Origin of the sequence: Maledivibacter sp. (genome assembly GCA_025210375.1) — a bacterium.
In the GTDB taxonomy this organism is placed as follows: domain Bacteria; phylum Bacillota; class Clostridia; order Peptostreptococcales; family Caminicellaceae; genus JAOASB01.
The window spans coordinates 1-24,351 of the sequence record JAOASB010000047.1 but is presented as its reverse complement, the minus strand read 5'-3'; the positions used below and the strand labels follow the sequence as shown (position 1 = coordinate 24,351).

23 protein-coding genes and 1 riboswitch are annotated in these 24,351 nt (G+C 31.6%); of the genes, 8 read left to right on the top strand and 15 right to left on the bottom strand.

From position 1 onward, the window contains the following. Nucleotides 1-155: 155 nt before the first annotated feature. The 4 genes from N4A68_16475 to N4A68_16460 all read right to left on the bottom strand — a co-directional run bounded on the left by N4A68_16475 (nucleotide 156) and on the right by N4A68_16460 (nucleotide 3,610). On the bottom strand, nucleotides 156-896 hold the full coding sequence (locus N4A68_16475; protein MCT4565894.1) for a class I SAM-dependent methyltransferase: 741 nt from the start codon (nucleotides 894-896) through the stop codon (nucleotides 156-158). 96 nt (nucleotides 897-992) lie between these two features. Further along, entirely contained in the window at nucleotides 993-1,220 is a 228-nt protein-coding gene (locus N4A68_16470) for an alpha/beta-type small acid-soluble spore protein (protein MCT4565893.1), read from the bottom strand. A gap of 234 nt (nucleotides 1,221-1,454) precedes the next feature. Then, nucleotides 1,455-2,423 (bottom strand): CPBP family intramembrane metalloprotease, encoded by a 969-nt coding sequence (locus tag N4A68_16465; protein MCT4565892.1) that lies wholly within the window; start codon nucleotides 2,421-2,423, stop codon nucleotides 1,455-1,457. Between the two features lie 17 nt (nucleotides 2,424-2,440). Then, a complete protein-coding gene (locus N4A68_16460) occupies nucleotides 2,441-3,610 on the bottom strand; it encodes an N-acetyldiaminopimelate deacetylase (protein ID MCT4565891.1) in 1,170 nt (389 codons plus the stop codon). Nucleotides 3,611-4,040: 430 nt separating this feature from the next. Between N4A68_16460 and N4A68_16455 the strand changes: the two genes are divergently transcribed. The 4 genes from N4A68_16455 (at nucleotide 4,041) to dapD (ending at nucleotide 7,870) form a co-directional block, all read left to right on the top strand. Continuing rightward, nucleotides 4,041-5,036 carry an aspartate-semialdehyde dehydrogenase gene (locus N4A68_16455; GenBank protein ID MCT4565890.1) on the top strand — a complete coding sequence of 332 codons (996 nt, stop codon included), beginning with the start codon at nucleotides 4,041-4,043 and terminating at the stop codon, nucleotides 5,034-5,036. A gap of 35 nt (nucleotides 5,037-5,071) precedes the next feature. Continuing rightward, a riboswitch (Lysine riboswitch) is annotated at nucleotides 5,072-5,264 on the top strand. A 184-nt stretch (nucleotides 5,265-5,448) separates the two neighbouring features. Further along, complete coding sequence (gene dapA, locus N4A68_16450) at nucleotides 5,449-6,327, top strand: 4-hydroxy-tetrahydrodipicolinate synthase (protein MCT4565889.1); 879 nt, start codon at nucleotides 5,449-5,451, stop codon at nucleotides 6,325-6,327. 21 nt (nucleotides 6,328-6,348) lie between these two features. Next, the gene (gene dapB / locus N4A68_16445; protein MCT4565888.1) at nucleotides 6,349-7,101 is read left to right on the top strand and encodes a 4-hydroxy-tetrahydrodipicolinate reductase; all 753 of its coding nucleotides are present in this window, start codon (nucleotides 6,349-6,351) and stop codon (nucleotides 7,099-7,101) included. A gap of 37 nt (nucleotides 7,102-7,138) precedes the next feature. After that, nucleotides 7,139-7,870, top strand: coding sequence for a 2,3,4,5-tetrahydropyridine-2,6-dicarboxylate N-acetyltransferase (gene dapD / locus N4A68_16440; protein ID MCT4565887.1), 732 nt, complete (start codon nucleotides 7,139-7,141; stop codon nucleotides 7,868-7,870). A 211-nt stretch (nucleotides 7,871-8,081) separates the two neighbouring features. On the opposite strand, the gene hpt is transcribed toward dapD, so the two are convergent. Further along, nucleotides 8,082-8,612, bottom strand: a complete 531-nt coding sequence (gene hpt, locus N4A68_16435; protein ID MCT4565886.1) for a hypoxanthine phosphoribosyltransferase — start codon at nucleotides 8,610-8,612, stop codon at nucleotides 8,082-8,084. Nucleotides 8,613-9,225: 613 nt separating this feature from the next. Between hpt and N4A68_16430 the strand changes: the two genes are divergently transcribed. Continuing rightward, nucleotides 9,226-10,434 (top strand): hypothetical protein, encoded by a 1,209-nt coding sequence (locus N4A68_16430; protein ID MCT4565885.1) that lies wholly within the window; start codon nucleotides 9,226-9,228, stop codon nucleotides 10,432-10,434. A 155-nt stretch (nucleotides 10,435-10,589) separates the two neighbouring features. Here N4A68_16430 and N4A68_16425 read toward each other — a convergent pair whose 3' ends face one another. From N4A68_16425 to N4A68_16390, 8 genes are all read right to left on the bottom strand, one after another. Beyond that, the gene (locus tag N4A68_16425; GenBank protein ID MCT4565884.1) at nucleotides 10,590-11,888 is read right to left on the bottom strand and encodes an L-serine ammonia-lyase, iron-sulfur-dependent, subunit alpha; all 1,299 of its coding nucleotides are present in this window, start codon (nucleotides 11,886-11,888) and stop codon (nucleotides 10,590-10,592) included. A 344-nt stretch (nucleotides 11,889-12,232) separates the two neighbouring features. Beyond that, complete coding sequence (locus tag N4A68_16420) at nucleotides 12,233-13,999, bottom strand: sigma 54-interacting transcriptional regulator (GenBank protein MCT4565883.1); 1,767 nt, start codon at nucleotides 13,997-13,999, stop codon at nucleotides 12,233-12,235. A gap of 185 nt (nucleotides 14,000-14,184) precedes the next feature. After that, nucleotides 14,185-15,117: a 1-phosphofructokinase family hexose kinase gene (locus tag N4A68_16415; GenBank protein ID MCT4565882.1), complete on the bottom strand. Its 933-nt coding sequence runs from the start codon at nucleotides 15,115-15,117 to the stop codon at nucleotides 14,185-14,187. Between the two features lie 633 nt (nucleotides 15,118-15,750). Continuing rightward, on the bottom strand, nucleotides 15,751-15,894 hold the full coding sequence (locus N4A68_16410) for a hypothetical protein (GenBank protein ID MCT4565881.1): 144 nt from the start codon (nucleotides 15,892-15,894) through the stop codon (nucleotides 15,751-15,753). Between the two features lie 371 nt (nucleotides 15,895-16,265). After that, the gene (locus N4A68_16405) at nucleotides 16,266-16,910 is read right to left on the bottom strand and encodes a single-stranded DNA-binding protein (protein MCT4565880.1); all 645 of its coding nucleotides are present in this window, start codon (nucleotides 16,908-16,910) and stop codon (nucleotides 16,266-16,268) included. Nucleotides 16,911-17,085: 175 nt separating this feature from the next. After that, complete coding sequence (locus tag N4A68_16400) at nucleotides 17,086-17,787, bottom strand: Mur ligase family protein (protein MCT4565879.1); 702 nt, start codon at nucleotides 17,785-17,787, stop codon at nucleotides 17,086-17,088. Nucleotides 17,788-18,180: 393 nt separating this feature from the next. Beyond that, nucleotides 18,181-18,960: a polysaccharide deacetylase family sporulation protein PdaB gene (gene pdaB / locus N4A68_16395; GenBank protein ID MCT4565878.1), complete on the bottom strand. Its 780-nt coding sequence runs from the start codon at nucleotides 18,958-18,960 to the stop codon at nucleotides 18,181-18,183. A gap of 331 nt (nucleotides 18,961-19,291) precedes the next feature. Continuing rightward, entirely contained in the window at nucleotides 19,292-20,476 is a 1,185-nt protein-coding gene (locus N4A68_16390; GenBank protein ID MCT4565877.1) for a polysaccharide deacetylase family protein, read from the bottom strand. Between the two features lie 251 nt (nucleotides 20,477-20,727). Between N4A68_16390 and N4A68_16385 the strand changes: the two genes are divergently transcribed. Further along, nucleotides 20,728-20,916 (top strand): hypothetical protein, encoded by a 189-nt coding sequence (locus tag N4A68_16385; protein MCT4565876.1) that lies wholly within the window; start codon nucleotides 20,728-20,730, stop codon nucleotides 20,914-20,916. A gap of 226 nt (nucleotides 20,917-21,142) precedes the next feature. Here N4A68_16385 and N4A68_16380 read toward each other — a convergent pair whose 3' ends face one another. Continuing rightward, nucleotides 21,143-21,835 carry an epoxyqueuosine reductase gene (locus N4A68_16380; GenBank protein MCT4565875.1) on the bottom strand — a complete coding sequence of 231 codons (693 nt, stop codon included), beginning with the start codon at nucleotides 21,833-21,835 and terminating at the stop codon, nucleotides 21,143-21,145. Nucleotides 21,836-22,217: 382 nt separating this feature from the next. Here N4A68_16380 and N4A68_16375 point away from each other — a divergent pair, with 382 nt between their 5' ends. Beyond that, on the top strand, nucleotides 22,218-22,427 hold the full coding sequence (locus tag N4A68_16375) for an alpha/beta-type small acid-soluble spore protein (GenBank protein MCT4565874.1): 210 nt from the start codon (nucleotides 22,218-22,220) through the stop codon (nucleotides 22,425-22,427). 178 nt (nucleotides 22,428-22,605) lie between these two features. Beyond that, a complete protein-coding gene (locus N4A68_16370) occupies nucleotides 22,606-23,133 on the top strand; it encodes a DUF4364 family protein (GenBank protein ID MCT4565873.1) in 528 nt (175 codons plus the stop codon). Between the two features lie 13 nt (nucleotides 23,134-23,146). On the opposite strand, the gene N4A68_16365 is transcribed toward N4A68_16370, so the two are convergent. Further along, entirely contained in the window at nucleotides 23,147-24,061 is a 915-nt protein-coding gene (locus N4A68_16365) for a beta-propeller fold lactonase family protein (protein ID MCT4565872.1), read from the bottom strand. Between the last annotated feature and the right edge of the window lie 290 nt (nucleotides 24,062-24,351).

Sequence of the window (24,351 nt, the reverse complement as noted above, 5' to 3'; positions counted from 1 at the left end):
TACATATACAAAATATCCTTAAGCATCAAGTATTTGCCTATGTATAGGTTAAATTCTACTATACTAAACCCTATATTTTAAAACCTGTTTTTATTAAGATGCTCAACCTTTATAAATATTATACATGTTTTTCAAAAATATATAAAATAAATTTATTATTTTCTACATACAAAGTTCACTCTGTCGTCATCAGCACTATAGCTATCAAAGGTAAAAGCTTTATATACATCAATACTTTTAAACCCAACTTTTTTTAAAATACTCAATACTTCTTGAACCCTGTAGGCTCTTTGATAGTGATATTCCCGGTGCCTCTCAAAAAGTCCATCTTTTCTTTTGAAAATCGTTAAATCTAATTCACAAATACCTACAGCTTTGTCGAAATAGTTCTCCCAAATATATGATATATCTTCAAAATTTTCAGCATATACATTATTACCTAAAATCTCAGAAAGCTTGTAATAGGAGCTTATATCAAAAACAAATAAACCATCCTTCTTTAACAAAGAATATACCCTCTGAAACACTTCTAATAAATCACTTTCATCAAGTATGTAATTAACTCCGTCACATAAACATAATACACTATCTATACTTTTATTATAATCTAGCTCTTTCATATCCTGATTAAGATATTTTACGTTAATGCCCATATCCTGTGCCTTGTCCTTAGCAAAGGTCAGCATCTCGCTAGATATATCCACCCCAATGATATCGTAGCCTTTTTTGGCTAATCTATTGGTGATGTTTCCTGTTCCACAGGCAAGCTCCAAAATGGTATGGGGCTTTATACCTTCTTTATGATATGTTTTTTCTATATAATCTACCCATCCATCATAGTCTACATCTTCCATTAAAAAATCATAAACCTGAGCAAATCCACTATATGCTTCCATGAATATCACTTCCAATTTTTTAATCTCTATACAATAGTAAATTATACATAAAATATTTTAAAAAACAAATTAAAAAATAAAAAAGAGATAGAAAATCTATCCCTCCTGTACTTGTTTTTCTTGATCCTGCATTTTTTTTATTTTTTTCTTTCTCACAGTTATTAGTCCACCTATTCTTCCGGTTTCCTTAGCGGTAAGAGCCCCCCAACCATTACTTAAAACTTTATCAAGAAGACCCAACTCCGAAGCAATTTCATACTTCCACTTATCTTCCACAGTTTCAATTTTAAATTTTTTATTCTTGTCCCTATTCTTTTTTGACAAATTGATCACTCCCCTCTCAAATATTATTGAGTAAGGGGTTAGTTTTTATACATAAAACAATTATATTTTTAGAATTTTTGTAATAATTGGTTATTTTTGCTGATATTTTTTTTCATAAATCCTATGCTTTTAAATGTTATTATATTGTCTTCCATTCCCCCCTTTAAATATATATTCAAATCCCAAGATTCATACGGTCTTCGCGGCATTTTTTTAGATAGAGTTTCACCTTGATTATTTAGAATATCGTAATACAGAAAAAACAACATACATAACTATTACTAATAAAATTGGAATAAACTTAAGCAGTATAAATTTTTCTTCTTTAATGATTATCTCCTGCTGATTTGATATATTCTCTATTGAGGTTTCATCATCTACACATTTACTTAAATTTATATCATTTTTTATAACCCTTATAAGCAGATAGGCAATTCCCCCAGTAATAGCAGCAATAACTCCTATCATTATAGTCGCCATAAATAGCTTCGCAGTATTTAAAACTGTACTATCCACAGGCATATCCCCATATTCACTTAACCTTCCTTGCAAAACATTGGATACATACATTAAAGTAACGGCAAAGCCATTATTAGTAATATGCCCTATAATACCAGCATAAATAGAATCAGTAATTTGTACTAGATATCCAAAAACTAATCCTAAAACAATAGGCCCTATTAAATTTTGCAGATTGAAATGAAATAAACCAAACAAAATTGCCGTTATTACAAGCCCACTCATTTTAGATTTTTTCTCATATACCCTTAATAACAATCCTCTAAAAAATACTTCTTCACATATTCCCGCTGAAACTGCTATGATAAAAAACAATACAATATATTGTATTAAGCTATCGGCAGTAGGTATGGGCACAGGCTCTATATTTAATCCAAAACAACTTAAAATAGTAAGCATAATTAAGTTAAAAAACATTGCCACAGGATAGATACATAGGGTGGCTAAAACGATAATTGATCCATGCTTTAATTTAAGTTTGTTTAATCTTAAAAAGGATTTCAAATTAATGTGCTTTAATTTCAATATAATAACAACGGGAAGTAGCACCAATATATACTCGGTAATTAAAAGTCCACTCTTTATGTTTAGAGATTGGACATAGGCACCAAGAAAAACTAGCAATAAAGCCATGGCGAAATATAGAATATTTACCTCTAATATAGTAAATTTACCTTTTTTCATAGCCTTCACCTCCACTATTATATTTCCAATGCATCACTATGAGAAAGTATGCTTACATAAGCCTGAACTCCAGTTAGCAATACATTTTCATCAAAATTGAACTTTGAATTATGAAGTGAATAAACAAAATCTTTTTCTTCATTTCTGACTCCCAAGAAGAAGAATAAACCCGGTACCTCTCTTTGATAGTATGAAAAATCTTCAGCGGTCATCTGGGGTTTGACAATTTCAATATCATCTACACCTATGGCCTTGATAAATTCATCGACTAATTTATTATCATTATCTACAAAGGGGTACATATCTCTAAAAACAATGTCAATCTCACAATCGTGGGCCATTGCCAAGCTTTTAGATATGATAGTAATTTTTCTCTTCATCTTTTTATATATGGAATCATTAAAAGCCCTCATCGTTCCTTCCATTGTAACTTCACCAGCTATCACATTCCTTCTTTCGCCACCTTCAATTCTTCCTATAGTTATGACAGCAGGTTCGACGGGATCCAAATTTCTACTGACAATTTGCTGTATTAGTCCCACAAGCTCTGAAGCAATAACCACTGAATCATTGGCATTATGAGGCATTGCACCGTGTCCACTTTTGCCCTTCACCACGATATCAAACTCTCCTGTCTGTGCCATCAATGGGCCTGCCTTTATCCCTATCTTACCCTGTGGGATATCAGGATATAGATGAAGTCCATAGATAGAATCCACATTGTATTTTTTTAGAACCTCTTCTTTAATGATAACCTCCGCTCCCCCAGGGCCTTCTTCGGCTGGTTGAAAAATCAAAAGTATATTATCCTTGATCGTTGATTTATTCATGGATAAATATTTTGCAAGCCCCAATAATATGGCTGAGTGTCCATCATGACCACAAGCATGCATTTTGCCTTCATGCAGGGAACTGTATTGTGCATCGGTTTTTTCTATAACGGGTAGTCCATCCATATCAGCTCTAAAGGCCAGGGTTTTTCTACCCTCACTTCCTTTATAATAGGCTATGGCTCCTGTTCCAGCAACTTTTTCTATTACATCGGCATTTAACTTATCAAGAAAGCTTAAAATATAACTGCTGGTTTTATATTCTTCAAAGCCTAACTCCGGTATTCTATGCAGCTCTCGTCTTATTCTAATAATCTCATTACCCATTTCCTGAATAACATTATTTATCTTAATCATTATCTCACCTCAATATATTATTTCTTTTCTAATTCACATGATTTTCTATACATCCTTATGTCGTTTAATCCATTTTATACTTTTTTGTTATTTTCTACAATATAGCAATGAAACATGATGATTTTTATTCAAAAAAATAAATACCCTATTTTATGTTGACATACTATGGTATCAGTGTTACCATATATGTAATTTAAACACAATTAAGGAAGAAAGCCTGTTTTCTTTTTGCTGTTTTTCAATGGAAAAATTCAGTATTTTTATTAGCGTTCCTTTATAATCATTACATGTAACAATCCTTATTCTTTGGGCATATTATATATTTAAACAGTAATTTCTTTATAAAGGTACACCATTAAGTTTAATAGGCGGTGTACATAAAAAGATAGATGCCATTATTTAATTCAAATGAAGAATGGGAGGTTAAGGCATGAAAAAGGTAAATATAGCTATTGTAGGTGCAACAGGAATGGTGGGAAGAACTTTTTTGAAGGTTCTAGAAGAAAGGAATTTCCCATATGAAAATCTATATGTATTCGCTTCATCAAAGTCGGCAGGACAAAAAGTAAGGTGCAAGGGTACCCAATATACTGTTGAAGAGTTAAGGGAAGATTCCTTCGACAGAGATATAGACATTGCTCTTTTTTCAGCCGGAGGTAGTATAAGCGAAAAATTTGCCCCTATTGCAGCTTCTAAAGGAGTAATAGTTGTAGATAATAGTAGTGCATGGAGAATGAAGGAAGATGTCCCTTTAGTTGTTCCAGAAGTAAATCCCGAGGATTTAAAGTGGCATAAAGGCATTATCGCCAACCCAAACTGCTCAACTATTCAAGCTGTAGTTGCTTTAAAGCCTCTACATGATAAATACAATATTAAAAGAATTGTTTATTCTACATATCAGGCCGTATCTGGTTCTGGTGTAAAAGGAGTAGCAGATTTAGAAGAGGGTTTAAAGGGAAACAATATTAAAAAAGCTTATCCTCATCCAATAGCTAACAATTGTCTTCCACATATTGATATATTTATGGAAAATGGATATACAAAAGAAGAAATTAAAATGATAGATGAAACTAAAAAAATACTTGGTGATTATGATTTAAAAATAACTGCAACCGCTGTAAGAGTTCCATTATTCGATTGTCACAGTGAATCTGTAAACGTTGAAGTTGAAAAAAACTTTGAAATTGAAGATGTAAAGGATTTATTTAATAATAGTCCAGGAATTGTTCTACAGGATGACCTTAATAATAATGTTTATCCACTAGCAACTACGGCCAAAGATACTGATTTGGTTTATGTTGGCAGAATCAGAAGAGATTTCAGTGTAGATAATGGATTAAATATATGGGTTGTTGCGGATAACATTAGAAAAGGTGCTGCTACTAATGCAGTACAAATTGCTGAAGAATTATTAAAAAATCTTTAAACTACAAAAGAAAAATCAATAAAAGAATATCTTTGTTGTGATATAGAGGCCGCAGTTTGCAAAGAGTACTTCAGATTAAACTTATTGGGGAATATAGTTCTGTAGGAAAGGTGCAGCTGCCGAAACACATACCAAATCCCCCGAAACTATGTGTTGGGACTATACTGAACAAGTATAGTACTGTCGTCAATAGATTGCCCAGTCTTTTGATGGAGTGCTATTTCACACAGGGCAAAAAGGAACTAAGCTGACTTCCAAACAGTCAATTGCACTTTTTGCTCTTGACTGTTTATTTTTTTGCTTTAAACAATAATTTGTGTACAATAATATATATATGATTTAAAATAATACGGTATCAGCATATAAACCTAGCTACATTAATTATACCTATTAAAATGAAAGGATGATCTGAATGAATCTTTTTAGAGGTTCCGGTGTTGCATTGGTTACGCCCTTTAAAAATAACAGGGTGAATTATGATAAGCTTGAAGAAATACTTGAGTGGCACATACAGCAAGATACAGATGCCATAGTTATTTGTGGGACTACAGGAGAATCAACTACCTTAAGTGATAAAGAGCAAAAAGAAGTTATTAAATTCACAGTAGAAAAAGTAAATAAAAGAATCCCTGTTATAGCAGGTACGGGAAGCAATTGTACTCAACACGCTATTGAATTAAGTAAGTATGGGGAAATGGTTGGGGTTGACGGTCTTTTAGTGATAACTCCATACTATAATAAAACTACTCAAAAAGGTCTTATTGCACACTTTACTGCTATAGCTAATGAAGTAACTACACCAATAATTGTTTATAATGTGCCTGGACGAACAGGCGTAAATGTACTTCCTAGTACATTAGCAGAGCTTGCTAAGATTCCAAATATAATGGGCATCAAAGATGCCACCGGTAATATAGCCCATATTGCTGAAATAGCTAGATTAGTACCCGATGATTTCTACATTTATTCTGGAAATGATGATATGATTGTTCCTTTGATGTCCCTAAAGGGTGCTGGAGTGATCTCAGTGGTAGCTAATATTGCTCCTAAGGACACCCACGATATCGTTCAAAGGTTTATAGATGGTGATATTAAGGGCTCATGTACCCTTCAATTAAAAATGAAACCATTAATAGATTCACTTTTCATGGAAGTCAACCCTATTCCCGTGAAAACTGCCATGAATCTAATGGGACTGGATATGGGTAAGCTAAGACTGCCCTTAGTGGATATGTCCGATGACAATTTAGAAATTCTTAAAACTAGAATGAAAGAGTATGGATTACTTTAATATAGGGTAGGAGGTTTTACATTGATAAAGGTATTACTTTGCGGCAGTAATGGAAAAATGGGTCAGGTACTTACAGCTCTTATTGGTGAAGACAGTAATATGAATGTTGTGGCTGGCATAGATAAAAACGTTAGTGATATATATGACTATCCTGTATTTAGTCATTTTAGCGATTGTAATGTTAAAGCAGATGTAATAATTGATTTTTCCCATCATTCTATGGTTTCAGATCTAATAGATTACTGTGTTAGAACAAAAACTCCTGCTGTTATTTGTACAACTGGATTAGATGAAACTATTGTTAAAAAAATTGATGATGCCTCAAAAGCAGTTTCTTTGTTTAGATCAGGTAATATGTCCTTGGGCGTCAACCTAATTATGGACTTAGCAAGAAAAGCTGCTAAAGTTCTAAAAGATGATTTTGATATAGAAATTATAGAAAAGCATCATAACAGAAAGGTCGATGCTCCAAGTGGAACCGCATATATGATCGCAAAGACCATTAATGATGAATTGGAAGATAGTAAAGAATTTTCATATGGCCGATATGGAAGATCAACTAAAAGGCAAAAATCAGAAATAGGCATCCATGCAATAAGAGGTGGAACTATAGTGGGAGAACATACAGTTATTTATGCTGGGTCTGATGAAATAATAGAAATAAAGCACTCGGCAATGTCCCGAAAGGTATTCGCCGCTGGAGCAGTTAAAGCAGCTAAATTTTTAATTACTAAAGAAAATGGTTTATATAATATGGATGATATATTAAAATAATACTATCATACATTTTAAGAAAGGATTGATATAACAAATGACGAAGGAAATTAATTCAAAAGAGTTTGACATGACAAATCCATACGAAATAGCAAAATTTATTAAAGACGCTAAAAAGGCTACTCCTGCAAAGGTATATGTCAAAGGAAATCTTGAATCCATAGAAGATGAGTCCATTAAGATTTTTGGAAGCAATGATTTTTGGATGCTGTTTGGTCAAAATGATGATATTGCAACATTTTTAAGGGAAAATAGTTCTTTGATTCAAGATTATATAATAGACAATGATAGAAGAAACTCCGCAATACCTTTATTAGACTTAAAGAATATCGATGCTAGAATTGAACCCGGAGCAATTATAAGAGATAGAGTAAAAATTGGGAAAAATGCTGTCATTATGATGGGAGCAGTAATAAACATAGGCTCTGAAATCGGAGAAGGCACCATGATTGATATGAATGCTGTATTAGGAGCTAGAGCAACTGTAGGGAAAAACGCCCATGTAGGAGCAGGTGCTGTTTTAGCAGGTGTACTTGAACCACCAAGTGCTACTCCAGTTACAATAAAGGATAATGTTTTAATCGGCGCCAATGCAGTTATATTAGAAGGTGTTACTATTGGAGAAAATTCTGTAGTTGCTGCAGGCTCTATAGTAACTACAGATGTCCCTACCAACGTAGTTGTGGCTGGTACTCCTGCAAGAGTAGTTAAAGAAAAGGATGAACAAACTATTGATAAAACACAGCTTTTAGATGATTTAAGGGGGTAAAAATGCGTTGCAGCGCATTTTTAGTTCTAAGGTTTGAGTCATTCCTATGGACCTTACAAAAATTAGACTTTAAAGTCTTTCTCCTTGTCAACTATAAAAAGTCAGTAGCATGTTAATTTTGCTACTGACTTTTGTTTTTAAACTCCCCAAAAACTTGCTCCAAAACTTTGAACTTAGAACTTACAACTCAAAGAGATCTTGGTCTCTTTGCCTAGTCTACAAAAGCAAAAACATAAGGAACATTTCTGTAATAATCACCATAGTTCAAGCCATAGCCCACTATAAATTTGTCCGGTATAGTGAATCCAACATAATCTGCTTCTAATTCTACCTTTCTTCTCGATGGTTTATCTAATAAAACACAGCTTTTAATGCTATTTGGGTTTTTAGATTTTAAATAATCGATAATAAATTCCATAGTTATACCGGTATCCGCAATATCGTCGGCTATTAGTACATCATATCCCTCTAAATTCTCTTGTATATCATATAAAACCTTTACTTTCCCAGTACTTTCTGTAGAATGCCCATAGCTGGAAGTAGCCATAAATTCTATTTTAACAGGTGTATTGATTTCTCTAACCAAATCTGCCGTAAAAATAAAGCTTCCTTTTAGTAAAGAAACAACTACCAAATTCTTTCCCTCATAATCCTTTGATATCTCTCGGCCCAACTCTTGAACTCTTTTTTGTATATCTTCTCTACTAAATAAAACCTCTTTTCGCTTTTTTTCTATTTCCATGTTAGCATAACCTCCAGTTTTTTACGTTTATAATTAATTCTATAGAACACACTTATAAGAACAAAAAGATTTATTGCGTTTTCTATATTCTAAATAATATTGCTTAAGTTGTCAATTATATATATAGGTTTTTCATAGTATAAGTTAAAGTCTATACTAAAATCCCTATAGAGAGTTTAGGATGAATCTTAATTTATTTCAATCCAGTTGATAGAGGAAATTGCATAACTCTTACTTGGCTAAACCTAATATGCGAATATCATCCTTAATTTAATTACTTAAGATATAAGCATATTTGGTGGTATAGCTCTGAAAATTTTAAAACTACATGTAGTAGATGGTTATTATAGAAAGTAATTATGCAATTTCCTCGATAGATAATTTTAATAACTTTGGATGTATATTATTGATATTTTTCAATCTCCATATATATGATTCTCAAAGATTCAACTCACCTGATAGCCATTTTGCACGTACTGGAAAATGGAGCTTTTGAAAATTATTACAAATATTTAAGTTTTTAATTAGTATCAATTAATTGAAAGTTGCAAACTCTAATTGTACAATTAAAATATTAAAGATTACTAAATATTATTTTAAAGGTGGTATGCTTATGGAAAACGTTAACAAAAAAATCGTGGTCACCGATTCATCATCTAGAATGAAAAGATCTGTATCGATGGAAACCTTTATATTTTTGGCTATTATCACTTTATGCTTTGGATATCTAAGCTCAAGGATGGGTGTGGGAGTAATGTTTAATGTAATAATGAAAACAGCCCACGAATTATTACTAGACACGGTTTTCTTTATTATGGCTATTGCCGTTTTAGCCGGGTCCTTTGCAGCTCTTTTATCTGAATTTGGTTTTGTAGCACTTATAAATATGATAATCTCACCTATAATGAAACCCTTATACGGTCTTCCTGGAGCTGCTTCAATAGGAGCCATCACTACCTACCTATCTGATAATCCTGCAATAATATCATTATCAAAGGATAAAGGATTTATTAAGTATTTTGAAAAACATCAGATCCCAGTATTATGTAATCTTGGAACCGCCTTTGGTATGGGTCTTATATTATCTACATTCATGATCAGCCAAGGTGATGGAACAGAATTTATTATACCTGTTGCAATAGGTAATTTAGGTGCTGTATTTGGAAGTATAATCAGTGTTAAGTTTATGCTCAGGTTCACAAAAAAATATTATAAAGTAGATTCTAATGTTAATGATTTGAAGTCTAAAAAAAATGTTAATTACAATAAACTTCGAGAAATTAGACCAGGCAATATTTTAGAAAGAGCTTTAGATGCTATATTAGAGGGTGGCAAAAACGGAGTTGAAATGGGTCTTGCAATTATTCCTGGAGTATTATTTATATGTACAATAGTAATGATACTAACATTTGGTCCAAGTGATGTGCAAAATGGAGTTGAGGTATACAAAGGTGTAGCCTTTGAAGGTGTAAACCTACTTCCAAAGTTAGGTGGATACCTTTCTCCTATATTAAAGCCACTATTTGGCTTTAAACATGCTGAAGCCATAGCATTCCCCATTACATCCTTGGGATCGGTGGGAGCTGCTTTAGCCTTAGTTACAGAATTCCTAAAAAGTGGTATAATAGGTGCAAATGAAATTGCTGTATTTACTGCTATGGGCATGTGTTGGAGCGGATATCTAAGTACCCATGTAGGTATGATGGATGCCCTTGGAGTTAGGCAACTAGCTAATAAGGCTATATTAAGCCATACAATAGGCGGACTATGTGGAGGCATATTTGCCCATTATATATATTTATTATACACTCTAGTATTATAAAAAAAGCGCTTAAGCGCTTTTTTATTTCCATGTTCCACGTTCCAAGTTGAAGGATTGTGGTCATTCTCTTGAGCTACGACAATAAAGCTCTTTATTTTGACCTAGTAGACCTATCTAAAAACGTGGAACGTGGAACTTGTAACAACTAACTTATCTTAAGATGCTTTTGTATCCATATTTTTCATTATATTGAGGATAACCTTATCGGTAACATTCATTCCATCTGTACCTAATACGCCTAAGTTTCTTATGGTTTCTTCTACCCCTTGAGCTATAATGCCATTACGTGCTGGGACTATATTATCATTAATGGCTAACAAAGAACATTGTACTGCCGTAGAAGCGGCTGTAGCAAGCTTTAAGGCACATCCTACCTTGGCTCCATCACATATCATGCCGCTTATATTTGCAATCATATTTTTTATAGCTCCATCTATTTGATCATAGTCTGCATTCATAAGCCATGATATAGCTGCACTAGCTCCAATACCAGCCGCAACTCCACATCCACATAAACAGGAAAGTCTTCCTATATAACTCTTAATATATCCTGTAATAATATGACTTATTGCTAAAGCCTTTACCATTTTTTCATCACTAACATCACATTTTCTTTTATAGGCAGCTAAAGGAAGAATCGCCGTCAATCCATTATTACCACTTCCACTACTACTCATAACAGGTAGTGATACTCCTGACATCCTTGCATCTGCCCCAGCGGCAGTTAACATCATAGCATTATTGGCTAAATCATCGGCTATTAGTCCATCTTTGATGTTTTTATTAAATCCTGCTCCAACACCCATACCTAGAGTTTTTTCTAAGGCAATATTAGCAATTTTTTCATTCATTTCTATACCATCCATAAGGAATCCTAGATCATTTGAATCCATAGCTTCTATAGACTTTATTATATCCCTAATTTTTAGCTCATATAGATCATTTTTGTTCGTACTGCTTACAATATCTTCAACTTTACTCTGCAATATAACCTCACCATTTGCTTCTAAATGGATAAAATTATTATGTCTATCCTTAATTATTACCCTTGTATGACCTTTATCCGTCTCAAGCACTACTTCTACATAAACTCTTTCATCGGTATCCTTGATACCAAGATCTATTAAATTCTCTTCAATAAGGGATTTGGCATTTTTTATATCATCATCCTTCAATCCTTCTAGCACTCTCAAATCCTTTGCGGAATTACCTCCAGTTATTCCTAAGGCTCCAGCAATACTTAATCCTACCTCATCGGTATGGGGTATACCAACACACAGCCCATTCTTATATATATTGGGACTAACTAGAATAGTTACTTTTTTAATACTACTGTATTCTAATAACTCCTTTGCTTTAGAACACGCTAAAGCCACTGCCACGGGCTCAGTACATCCCATTGCAGGCAAAACTTCATTTTTTAATGTATTTAATATTTTTTTCTTCATACTCATGGCACATCCTCCAATTTATTTTCTCATTAGAATATATATGCAATTTTTGTGCCAAAGCTGTATACCCCTATTTTGAACATGTGGTTCTCATAATGCGACTAAGGAGCGAAGCGTTTTTTCTCCTTTTCAACCCTAAGTTTGAATTTTAAAGTTATAGATATCAGTATTTGCCTGGATAGTCTATTAAATATCTTTATAAAACACTTCGATTTCGATTCCATAGAAAAGGTCTCAAAACGAGACTTTATTCTCTTTTTGAGACCTTCCCCAACTCAGATTATCCATATAAAATCCGAAAATATCAGACATGGTTTTGACTGTAAATCCTATACAAATAATTTACATTAAATGTTATATTCTTTGATTTTTCTATAAATGGTGGCTCTACTGATTCCTAAAGCCTTTGCGGATTTTTCCATATCCTTTTTACTTCTTCCAAATTTTTGGATGGCTTTAATTATCTCCTTTTTTTCCAGCTCTTTTATTTGGATTATACCTTCTTCGTTTTTCGATTCAATTTCATAATCATTTATTCTTATCCTTTTAGGTAGATCATATTTTGTAATGGAATCTGCGGTAGCCATATTAAGGGAATACTCTATAGTATTCTCCAGTTCCCTTACATTACCAGGCCAACTATACTCCATAAACACCTCTAGAACTTCTTCATCAATTTCTAAGATATCCTTGTTCAATTTACAATTAAACTTATGTAAAAAACTATTGGCTAATACATGTATATCCGTCTTTCTATCCCTTAAAGGTGGTATATATATAGGTATAACATTTAATCGATAATATAAATCATCTCTAAATGCTCCTTCAAGAACCATATCTTCAAGCTTCTTGTTAGTGGCTGCTATTATCCTTACATCAATAGGTATAAATCCTTTAGCACCTATCTTCTCAATGAGATTTTCCTGAAGTACTCTTAAAAGCTTGGTTTGCAGATGAAGTGCCATGTCTCCAATTTCATCAAGAAATATAGTGCCTTTATTTGCCAATTCAAACTTTCCTGTTTTCCCACCCTTTTTTGCTCCAGTAAAAGCCCCTTCTTCGTATCCAAATAGCTCACTTTCCAATAAATTTTCGGGTATAGCAGCACAATTTATAGGTATAAAGGGATATTTCCTTCTATCACTTGAAAAATGAATAGCCCGTGCAAACAATTCCTTTCCTGTCCCACTTTCACCTTGAATGAGTATTGTAGATGTACTTTTTGCGGCTTTATCCGCATATTTTTTAACTAAGTCAATACTTAAACTCTCCCCAATAATATCATCAAAGGACATTTCAAGATTTGTTCCAGTAACTTGATTAACGACATTTATAATTTCATTCATCTTACTAAATGTTAAAACTACTCCAACGATTTTTCCTTCAACCAATATGGGACTTGCATTATATATGCCCCTAAGATTATGGCCCTCCACATTGTAATAAAATTGCTTGTTTTTTATTTGTTTCTTAGTTTTAATTATTTTTTCTAATTCAAGATTTCCTAAAAGCTTTTCAATATGGCTAAGATTTTCTCCTTTGTTTTTTATATGGAAGATGTCCATTGTCTTTGAATTATAATGAAGAATATTACCATTTATATCCACAGACACAACCCCCATATCCATCGAATTCAGTAAAACCTCCAATTCCTTGGCTAATAGATTTATCTTCTGAGTTTTCTCTTCTTCTACTAATTTAGTAGCAATCAAGTCCCCCATCCTTGTGAGAAACTGCAATAGGTTTTCCTTATTGGTTACCATTGATCGTTTTTGTTCCTGATCAAATGCGATAAGACCTATCACGCCCTTAACCCTTCCATTAATCTTTATTGGACAACAAACTTGAGCATATTCTTTACAGCCCTGTTTAGCTTCACATTTTTCACATGCCTTATGTAGTCTTGGATCCTCTATGATAAAAGCTTCTCCCCTATGTAATGCATAGGACATAACAGTGTTTTTACTCACTTTATTCCCAATATTTTTTATATATAATCCCGTTGCAGCTATTCTGTTTAGTTTATCATCAATTATGGTAACATCGACATTTATAACACTCTCAATTGCCTCAGCTATCCTTTGAACATTTGACGAAATATTGATAAGTTCCATAGCCCTCTCCTTCTTTCAACCATATATATACAATTCCTTTTTTCTTATATATTTTACTATAACAGAAAATCATTAGAAATTAAAATACTAGACAATTTAAGATTTTCTCCAAAAAAAATAAACCTTGAGTCAAAGGTTTGTTTTTTATCACTTTATATTATACGGCATAAACGCTAATAGGGTTTTTATTCTACCCTTAAAAGCTCAACTTTATTATATAAGTGCTTAACATTGTTAATATCAACATATCCAATCTCTTTTTCAAGTGCATTTGCTGTACCACAAGCCACACTATATTTAATAGCATCTTCCATGCTATAATTTTCTATCATAGCCGTTGCATAACCTGCAATTAAAGCATCTCCAGATCCAACTACATTAACGGTTTCAATTTTAGGAATCTTGGCTTTGAAAACCCTGTCTTTAGTCGCAAATATAACGCCTTCGTTTCCTAAAGATATAACAACAATTCCGACTCCCTGTTTACATATATACCGAGATTCATGAACTATTTCAAATTCATCTTTCAAATCATATCCAACTAAAGTTCTAAGTTCACTAATATTAGGTTTTATCATATATGGCTTTGCTTCTATTACTTCTTCTAAAAATTTACCCGATGCATCTATAATTGGTATCACATTATTATCCTTTGCTATTTTTACCATATCCCTATAAATAGTTTTAGGTACTCCCTTTGGAACGCTACCGGATGCAATAATTATCTTACTGTATTTCAATATTTTTATATATTCTTTAATAAATCTTGTTAGTTCAGCCTTTGTAACAAAGGGGCCTTCTTCGTTAACAGTAGTCTCTGTATTGTTAATAGGATCTATAATTGCAGTAAAATTACGGGACTCCCCATCAATATTTATAAAGGATGTTGAAATACCCATTTTTACTAATTCTCTTTTTATGTATTCACCTGAAAGTCCACCTAGGAAACCGGTTGCATTTATCTGTTGCCCTAATATAGATGCAGTTTTAGCAACATTTATTCCTTTTCCTCCCACTGTAACAGTTACATCATTTACTCTATATTTATTATCTGCTTGAAAATTATTAATTATATATGATCTGTCTATTGCCGGATTTAAAGTTACAGTAGTAATCATCTTTATCCCTTCTTTAACAAACGTTGATTTTTTCAAATATAGATATTCCAGTTAAACAGTTAATTTATATATGCCAAAGCATCCAATGTCTCTGAAGAATTTTGATATATATAAATCAAAGTTCTGACTGGGATCTCTATAGATAGTAAAACTTAATCTATATCTACCAAATTACTCAAAACTTCCAATAGTTCTAAATTAAAGGCTTCACTTAAACTCCTATATGAAATCTAATTGTATATTTCATAAGTACTTACCCTATATATCAATTAAGCAAATCCCATAATTAACTTCAACAAAACTAATTTAAGAATTTAAAGCCAAGTAGTATTATACAATATAGAATTACGAATGTAAAGTTCTCATTTTAAATATTATTTCATTTTCATGGATCAATAAAGATAACTGGCCTCACGATTCAATAATTTGCATCTTAATTGGCATTCTATAATTTCATTATATATATAGGGTTTTCATAGTATAAGTTAAAGTCTATACTAAAATCCCTATAGTATTTTCATAGTATAAATTAAGTTTAACTTTTGGAAATCTATACTTATAGTATGTATATCCCCCATTAATGGTATAGGTATTGTTGATATTTAGACCCGTATTGCCCAGGAAATCCCTAGACTAATTCGATGACCTATTGTCCTTATCTAATCTATAAAGAATCTCTTTAATCTCTTTTAACAAAACTACCACCCTATTTAACGAGTATTGAATAGATGTTAAAATAATCAAAAGAATTAACGCACCAATAAATTTGTAATACATATTTTTTCCTCCATTTTTATGGGGTTCAATTATTATTTTACTCTTTTTAGCTATTTTTTCAAGGTTTTGTTTCTATTTTAACATATAAAGCTGACTATAGTGTCCCCATAAAGATAAACTTTAAAATGGCAAACTCAAACTTTCAGGGCTTATATTAGGTACATATACTTATTTTCAATATAACCCCCTATCAGGTTATAGATTATTACTATAGGACATATTCAAAAAATAAACTAGTCATTTTACTCGTTCCTTTAATTGTTTTTGTCTTTACTTGATCTCCCACATACAGTGAGTATGTAAGGGATCAAGTGCCTAGAAAACAATCAAAATCACTTCGCAACATGACTAGTCTATTTTTTTTATGTAACTTATTCATTTTCCAGCCTATTATTTTCATCGGGTATAACTTTCATTTTTGATATAGATACTTCATAGGCAGTCTTCTTTAATACCCTCTCCTCATCTAGTTTTTTCTGATAAACTCGGCTTTGTATTCGGCCCCAGATTTTGATCCGATCTCCAACCTCCATTTTCTGAGAATATCTTGCGTTTCTTCCCCATGCAATACAAGGAATATAATCGGATTTTCTATATGGTCTATTAACAGCTATAAGCATATCTGTGATTTCTCTTCCAAACGGAGTAGTTCTATAAATAGGTTGTTTGCATATATATCCATCCAAAAATATTTGATTGGGATTTGTGATATCTTCCTCCTTCTGTTCAACCACATCTCTAGCAAATATAGTCAATATGAGTCTGTTATTTCCATTTATGACTTTATTATAAGACCTTAACTGACCTTCCACTTTAAAGTATTTCTCTTCATTAAAACTCAAATTCACTATTAATCTTTCAGAAATTGTTATGGGCAAAACATCCTCATAATTACTCAATCGTGGTATCTTAAGTTTAAAATTATAAAACCCCTCACCATATACCTCATGGCTAAATTCTAGATCAGAACATGGTATACCAATAACTGAAGCCGTATTATTTTCAAACACTCTCAAACCTCTAGCCCCCTTACGCTCCTTAGAATTCTTTGTTTCTTGTGTTATAGAGTCAATTTTTTATTGACCTAGTCAATCTACAAATATATTTATTCTAGTATTTGGTAAAATAGAACATAAGATTTGAAATTTAAGTTAAAAATTTAATATGGCTACAAATCATGAAATCAATTTTCTATGAATAATCTAGGCTATATATGGTATTTTGAATATTGTCAATTGATACTTCGTATATGAGAGCTAGACTTATGGCAGCCAGAAAATCACATACATTAAAATCATCATAGGCCATGGTTCTTATTGGGAATTCCATTTGCTCGATCTCATTTCCATTGAAGGTAGTTATACCCCTTTGGATACAGCAATTGAATGATACTGTTCCATTAATATCTAGGCTTGACGCTGTTATGGTAGATTTTGTATTAAGGCCATAGGTCACAATAATTTTGTCCTTTAAACAGCTGAAATAATCATTTAACGTTTTGTTATCAGAATTAATAATAGCTATTCCATTTCTTTTCAAATTATTGAATATATTTATTTTTGTTTCCACCATCCTATTGTTCTGTTTATTACCTCCCATAAATTCGTCATCTATTAAAGTGTTAATTTCAAACTGTTTTGTTAGATCATACATGGACTTTTCCTGTAGGTTGTCAAAAATAATATAATCCAAGGAATTCTCATCCCCTAATAATCTTTCAATATCCCTCTGGTCATTTAATCTTCTTTTTTTACAATCTTCATTTACCCTAATAAAACCGTCACTTATCAAACCTACCTCCATTCCATTATTCTTAAACAACGAAAATATTAAGTCACCTATAATCTTACTATCATTATTTCTGATTAAACCAATAGACTTAACTCTTTTCATCCTTTCAGCTCCTTTGACGATATACTAAGAACAACAAATCCTTTAGAATTTGATTTTATAGAGAGTTTAGGGTGAATCTTAATTCATACATAGCAAAATATCCGATGCTTCTAGGGATTTTTGATATGTATAGATTAAAGTTTTGACTGAAATCTCTATATGAATAATAATCTGGGTATACTTATATTTTCTCTATTCTGTTGTATTTATTCAAAAACCTATGGTTAAAGGCATTAGCCTTAGGTTTTAGCTTAAGGCTTTAATGACCCCCATTTTAAGATTCAAAAAAGAAAAAGGAACTGTCTTAGGATATACTCCCTTGAACCTGTCCCTAGGGTATTTCAAAATGAATGAAATTTGTCATTGTGAACCATCTGCTTTTATCTAATTATATTAATTTTTAGATTCATCTAATTCTTTTTGCATTCCAGTATGATCAATATAATAATTATCCTTCATAATAATTTCTGAAATTGGTACTATTTTATAACCTTCTTTTTGTAGTTTTTCAATAACTAGGGGCAAAAATTCTAAAACATACTTTGCATTATTATGAAACAATACAATTGACCCATTCTCCACATTTCTGGTTACTCTATCAACTACTGGTTCCACTCCAAGCTCCTTCCAATCTAAGGAATCAACATCCCACTGAATAGTATAGTACCCGCATTCCTTTGCCGTCCTTATTAGGTTATTGTTATAATCTCCAAAGGGAGGCCGGAATAGATATGGTTTTTCTCCCGTTAAATTATGTATTTTTTCTCCCGTTTGATTCAGCTCATTAGCTATCTGCTCCTTAGAAAGCTTTGACATATGGGGATGAGTAGAGGAATGATTTCCTATATCATGGCCCCTCCTTTGAATTTTCTTTACCATATCGGGATATCTATCTACCCAAAAACCTACTAAGAAGAAGGTGGATTTTACATTATATTTATCTAATGTCTCCAAAATACCTTCAGTGTACCTATCCCCCCAAGCAGCATCAAAGCTTATAGCCACCTTTTTCTCCTGGGTTTCAACACAATATATAGGAATTAACTTATCAGGTGCCAAGGTCTCTAAAACCCTATAGCTAATATCATTAAAAAATAATAATGAGAATATGACAATTATACAAATTATAATAGTTAGAATTATACTTTTTTTAGTAACTACAAAAAGTTTCATGATTTCCCCCCTCATTTGTCTTATACCCCAGATTATTCATGGAGAGTTTGAAAATATGCAAGTAGTTTTGATTTCTAAGGCATTTATCAAATTTGAAGGCATACCTAGACGGTAGGTCAAGAATTTGATGAATGACTTAGAAACAAAAGGACAAAGTAGAGTTTTAAATTTTCTATGAATAATCTGGGTATATATTTAATTTATTCTTTAGCCCTGTTATTATTCTATATGTTTTATAATTTTTTTTATGAGTTTTTGGGTATAAAAAAACCCACCATAGGTGGGCGAGGTTGTTGACAAAGTCAACAAGATGGTAGTCTTTATCTATATTTTATTTAGACTGCTCCTTTAATTTATATGTTCGTAATTCTTTATCTCCTACTTTGTCCTTATTCACTAGATCAACTTTAGATTCCTGTATTGTAACAATATCTTTATCTCCATCACTTATATATCTTTTTTCTGGATGTCTATCAAAATATTCTAGCCAGAATCTAATACCCCATTTTTCTGAACTTCCATGAACACGAGGTATATATCTATAATTAAATTCATTGTGAATAGAAGCATGTGCTGGATTAGCTCCAACTGCCAATGCCCCAATATTTTCGTATGATATGCCTTCAAATGAACCTTCATAAAGATATTTTCTCTTATCCTCACTTTTTGGTCTATCTCCATAGGGTAATGCTAATGAATTTACTTCATAATCAGGCAAGTATTGTTTTATAAATTCTACATTTTTAGCCAATGACTTTTGTATATCCTCCGATGATAAAACACTTAGTTTATCATGTCCAGAAGTATGATTTCCTATATCCATACCTTTTTCAACAATATATTTAAGTTTGTAATCAATCAAGTCTTTTTGCCTAAATGGATTTTGTCCGTATATATAGAATGTGGATTCAAGCCCAAAATCTGGATGTTTACTATAAAAATCCTCTAAGATACCAACAGCACAATTTGGATCGATCTTTTTTTCTCCATTTTCCTCTATAATATTAAAATCAGTGATATTACCATCATCAAATGTAAATACTATAGGTGTTTTTCCCGCCTCTATATTGATCTCATTGTTTACAAAATCATTTAAACTAATTAATCTATAACCTTTTTCATAAAGAAGTTCTAAATCTTTTCTAAAATTTTCTCTAGTCCTTACAAAATCTTTTTCCTTATCTCCAAGGGCATGATACATGACAACCATAACTTGTCCAACCTCATTCGGTTTAATCTCTTGAAGATCTATTTCCTTAGGTTCATTTTCTTGTTGCTCTTTAGTATCCTCACCATTATCAACTGAGTCAGAGGAATCCGAATTACTTGAAGCCTCGTTTTGCTCTTTTCCATCAACTTTATTACCATCTGTATCTTTCATTTCTTCAACAGTATTTTCGTTATCTTCAACATTGTCTTGAGCAGAATTATTCACATTTATGGTTGAAGTAGTACATCCCGTAAATAAAGCAACTGATAAAATCATTGCTAAAGTATGTTTTGTGAATCTTTTCAAATTAATTCCTCCTTAGTTTTCTCTATGTCATGAATATAATTGTATGAAATTCAAAAACTATTATAGAGATTCTAGTCAAAACTTTAATTTACACATATCAAAAATTCCTAGGGACATGGGATATTTCGAGATGTATAAATTAAGATTTACTTGGAACTCTCTATATAGGGTTGATTTTATGATTAACCTAATATATATTAATTGAAATTTGGTTAATTTAATCGATAACTGAATTAAAAGGAGTGTTGATGTTGTCAATTATTAGAAGCCAATATACAAATATAAAAGGTAAAAGAACCGAATTAGGTAGAAGAACATTTAAAGAAGAAGATAGGCATTGGCATAAAGAAGCAAAGTCTCAAAAAGCTCAGCTGAAAAGCTCCCATAATCATGGTAATCGTAAGGATGTAAAGGTTAAAATGGATAGAAAGCTAACATAACATAGGTTCATATCCCATAGTAGTTTATAAAAATTTATTAATCTTTAAACATGTAAGCCCTGTATAAATATATTCTATAGGAATTTAAGCAGCAACTTTAATTTATACTATAAACCCCATAAAGATAAACAACTTCATGCCTTAATAGATTTTGAATGGCAAGGTTCAATTTATATGTTGGTAAAAAATTTTACAATATTATAAATTGAACCTTTGCCCCATCCTACTATCTAATTTTAATTACTTTAGATCCCCTTGGACAATTTTTTATACAAATACCACAAACAGAACCTCTACCAATATGCTTATAATAATTAGACATATGTTCACTACATGCTTGGGCATCAATTAACTCTTCTCGTTTTATACCTGGATACCAATTACTCCCCCTTAAGGCTAATGCCGGACACATATTAACACACTTATTACAGTCTCCACATAACGAACTAGTAATAGGCTTATCATAGATCACTTCCATATCAGTAAGTATAGTTCCTAACCTTATTCTAGGTCCAAATTCTTCAGTTATAAGACATGCATTTTTACCTATCCACCCAATACCAGCCCTTGTAGCAGCCGTCCTATGGGGAAATACTCCTCTATATTTATTGCCATCTATATTCACTGACTGAGAAGCAGCAATTGGCATAGCTAAAAATCCCCACTCCTGAAGTTTTGAAACACCTGTCAAGATAATCTGATCTATCCTAAAGTTCACAGTCCTATAATGATGAAAATAACTATGTGTTGGTTCTTCTTCAATATCGTTAATTATTTGATCCGATAACCTAAAAGCCAATGATAGTCCTGTTTTTAGGTGTTTGAATTTTTCAGGCAACACATCTCCAACATAACCAAAACCCACCTTTACAGCTCCTGCATCAATAAGTATATTTCGCAGTTCTTCCCTATAATTCATTATCTTCCTCCAATATGATTTTATATAAAATCATAAGTATCATACAATTGAGGAAATTGCATAACTCTTCCCCAAAAACTTAATCCCAAATAATACATATAGGGTTTCCATAGTATAAGTTAAAGTCTATACTAAAATCCCTATAACTATGATAAGTCAAAATTATAAAATTCCCTCAATTATATTTTACTATACTTTTTAAATTTTTGTTTTAAAATTTTTATACATATTTTAGTCAAATTATTATTTATATGTTATATTGCTAAAAATTATTCATAAAAGATCAAATTGTAAACATAATTTCAATATAAAATGGTTAAATTAATAATGCAACATAAAAAATATAATTTCAAATTCAGATTAATTTAGAAAAGGAGGATAAATAATGTCACGTAATAAAGCTGTAGTACCTGAGGCTAGAGCTGCACTTAATAGCTTCAAGCTTGAGATAGCTAATGAATTAGGTTTAACAAACTATGATACTATAGATAAAGGAACTTTGACTTCTAGACAAAACGGTTATGTTGGTGGATATATGACTAAACGTCTTGTTGAAATGGCAGAAAGACAAATGTCTGGCGGAACAAAATAAATATTAAGATAAATTTCACCCATAAAAATACTGAAAAACCCAGGGATATCAATCCTTGGGTTTTTCAGTATTTTTATTTATAATATTTTTTATATGATTGATTATAGTAAATATGATATAATTTATTAAGCGAGCAAATTTTTTGTTATTCTTAAGCCTTAAAGTGTGGTGGTAAAATATGTTTGATAATAATAGTAAGGATGAAGCTAGAAATAAATTAGTACTTTTATATATTTTTGATAAGTTTGAAATCGCTATTACCAATAATCAGATTACAGACTTTATTATGGAAAACGAATTACTTAATTATTTTGTTCTTCAACAATTTTTATCTGAGTTGGTGAATACATCATTATTGGAATATACTCAAAATGAAGAACATTATTATTATTTAATTACTGAAAAGGGAAAAGATACCCTTAATTATTTTAAGGATAGACTATCTGACAAACTACTGAAAAAGCTAAATGAATCAATTGATAAAAGAAAAAAAATAATTTTGAAGGAAACACAAATTTCTGCTAACTACAAGAAAAAATCTAAGAATGATTACTTAGTTGAGCTTAAGGTTGTAGAAAACGATATAACTTTAATTGATCTAAAATTAGATGTGGTATCTAACAAACAGGCCAAGATCATTTGTGATAATTGGAAAAACAAAGCTCAAGATATATATGGAGAAATAATCAAACTCTTAATAGATTAAATAGGTTATATATCTAAATACATATTATACCTGTAGGCTCTTTGCCTACTTTTATATTTTTAATAACATAAAACCTTTTTAAGTCAATAATAGAAATAGTATTGTCACCAATATTAGTACAAATAAGATACTTATTATGAGTATCTAACTTTATACTAAGGGGCATTTTTCCTACTTCTATACTGTCAATTATTTTTTTATGCTTTGTGTCTAAAACAAAAACCACATTCAGTTCCATATCTGTAATATATAGATAGTTTTCATTTAACCCGCATGTGACATCCATGGGGGTCTTTCCTATATCTATTTTATCTTCAACCTTTAAATTCATAGTATTCAGTATGGTTATGCTTCCCTTTCTAAGACTAGAATAATTTGTGTTAACTATATATAACTTCTTACCATCTCTACTTAGATTCATATGGTAAGGGTTTGAGTTAACATAGATATTCCTTTCCCTTTCATTAGTTATGGTATTAATAATAGATAGGGTATTTGTTTTAAAATTACAAATAAAAAGTAAACTTCCATCACAATTAAGTTTCACATCATGGGGCATCTCCCCAACAGGAATTTGTGCTTGCAATACCATTTTTTTTGCATCTACCACAGAAATGGAATTTGAATCCTCATTTGCCACATAAAGTAATCCGTTCTTTTTGTTAAGTACCAGATGACATGGATTGCTTCCTACATAAACGGTATCTATAATCATATCCAGAATCAAATCGTATTTACACACACTAGAATTATATGAATTTGAAATATATAGATACTTATTACATAAATCTCCCACAACATGATGAGGTCCAAAGGATTTTTTGAGGAATATCTTTCGCACCTCGCATAAGCGTGGCATATTAATAATTGAGAGCGTATCATCACCAACATTAGAAATTATGGTTGTTAATGGGTCAATATTCCTCATCCATATACCTCCAAAAAAAAATATTAAGATGCTTATCTTAATTACTATAGTATGTAATATTCTCTTGTCATGTGCTAATGGTTATGAAAAAAAAGAAATTATGATAAAAAAAATAGCGGTATCACCGCTAGAGGAAATTGCATAACTCTTACTTGGCTAAACCTAATATGCGAATATCATCCTTGATTTAATTGCTTAAGATATAAGCATATTTGATGGTATGGCTTTGAAGAATTTTAGACTACATATGGTAGATAGTTTTTGTAGAAGGTAATTATGCAATTTGCTCA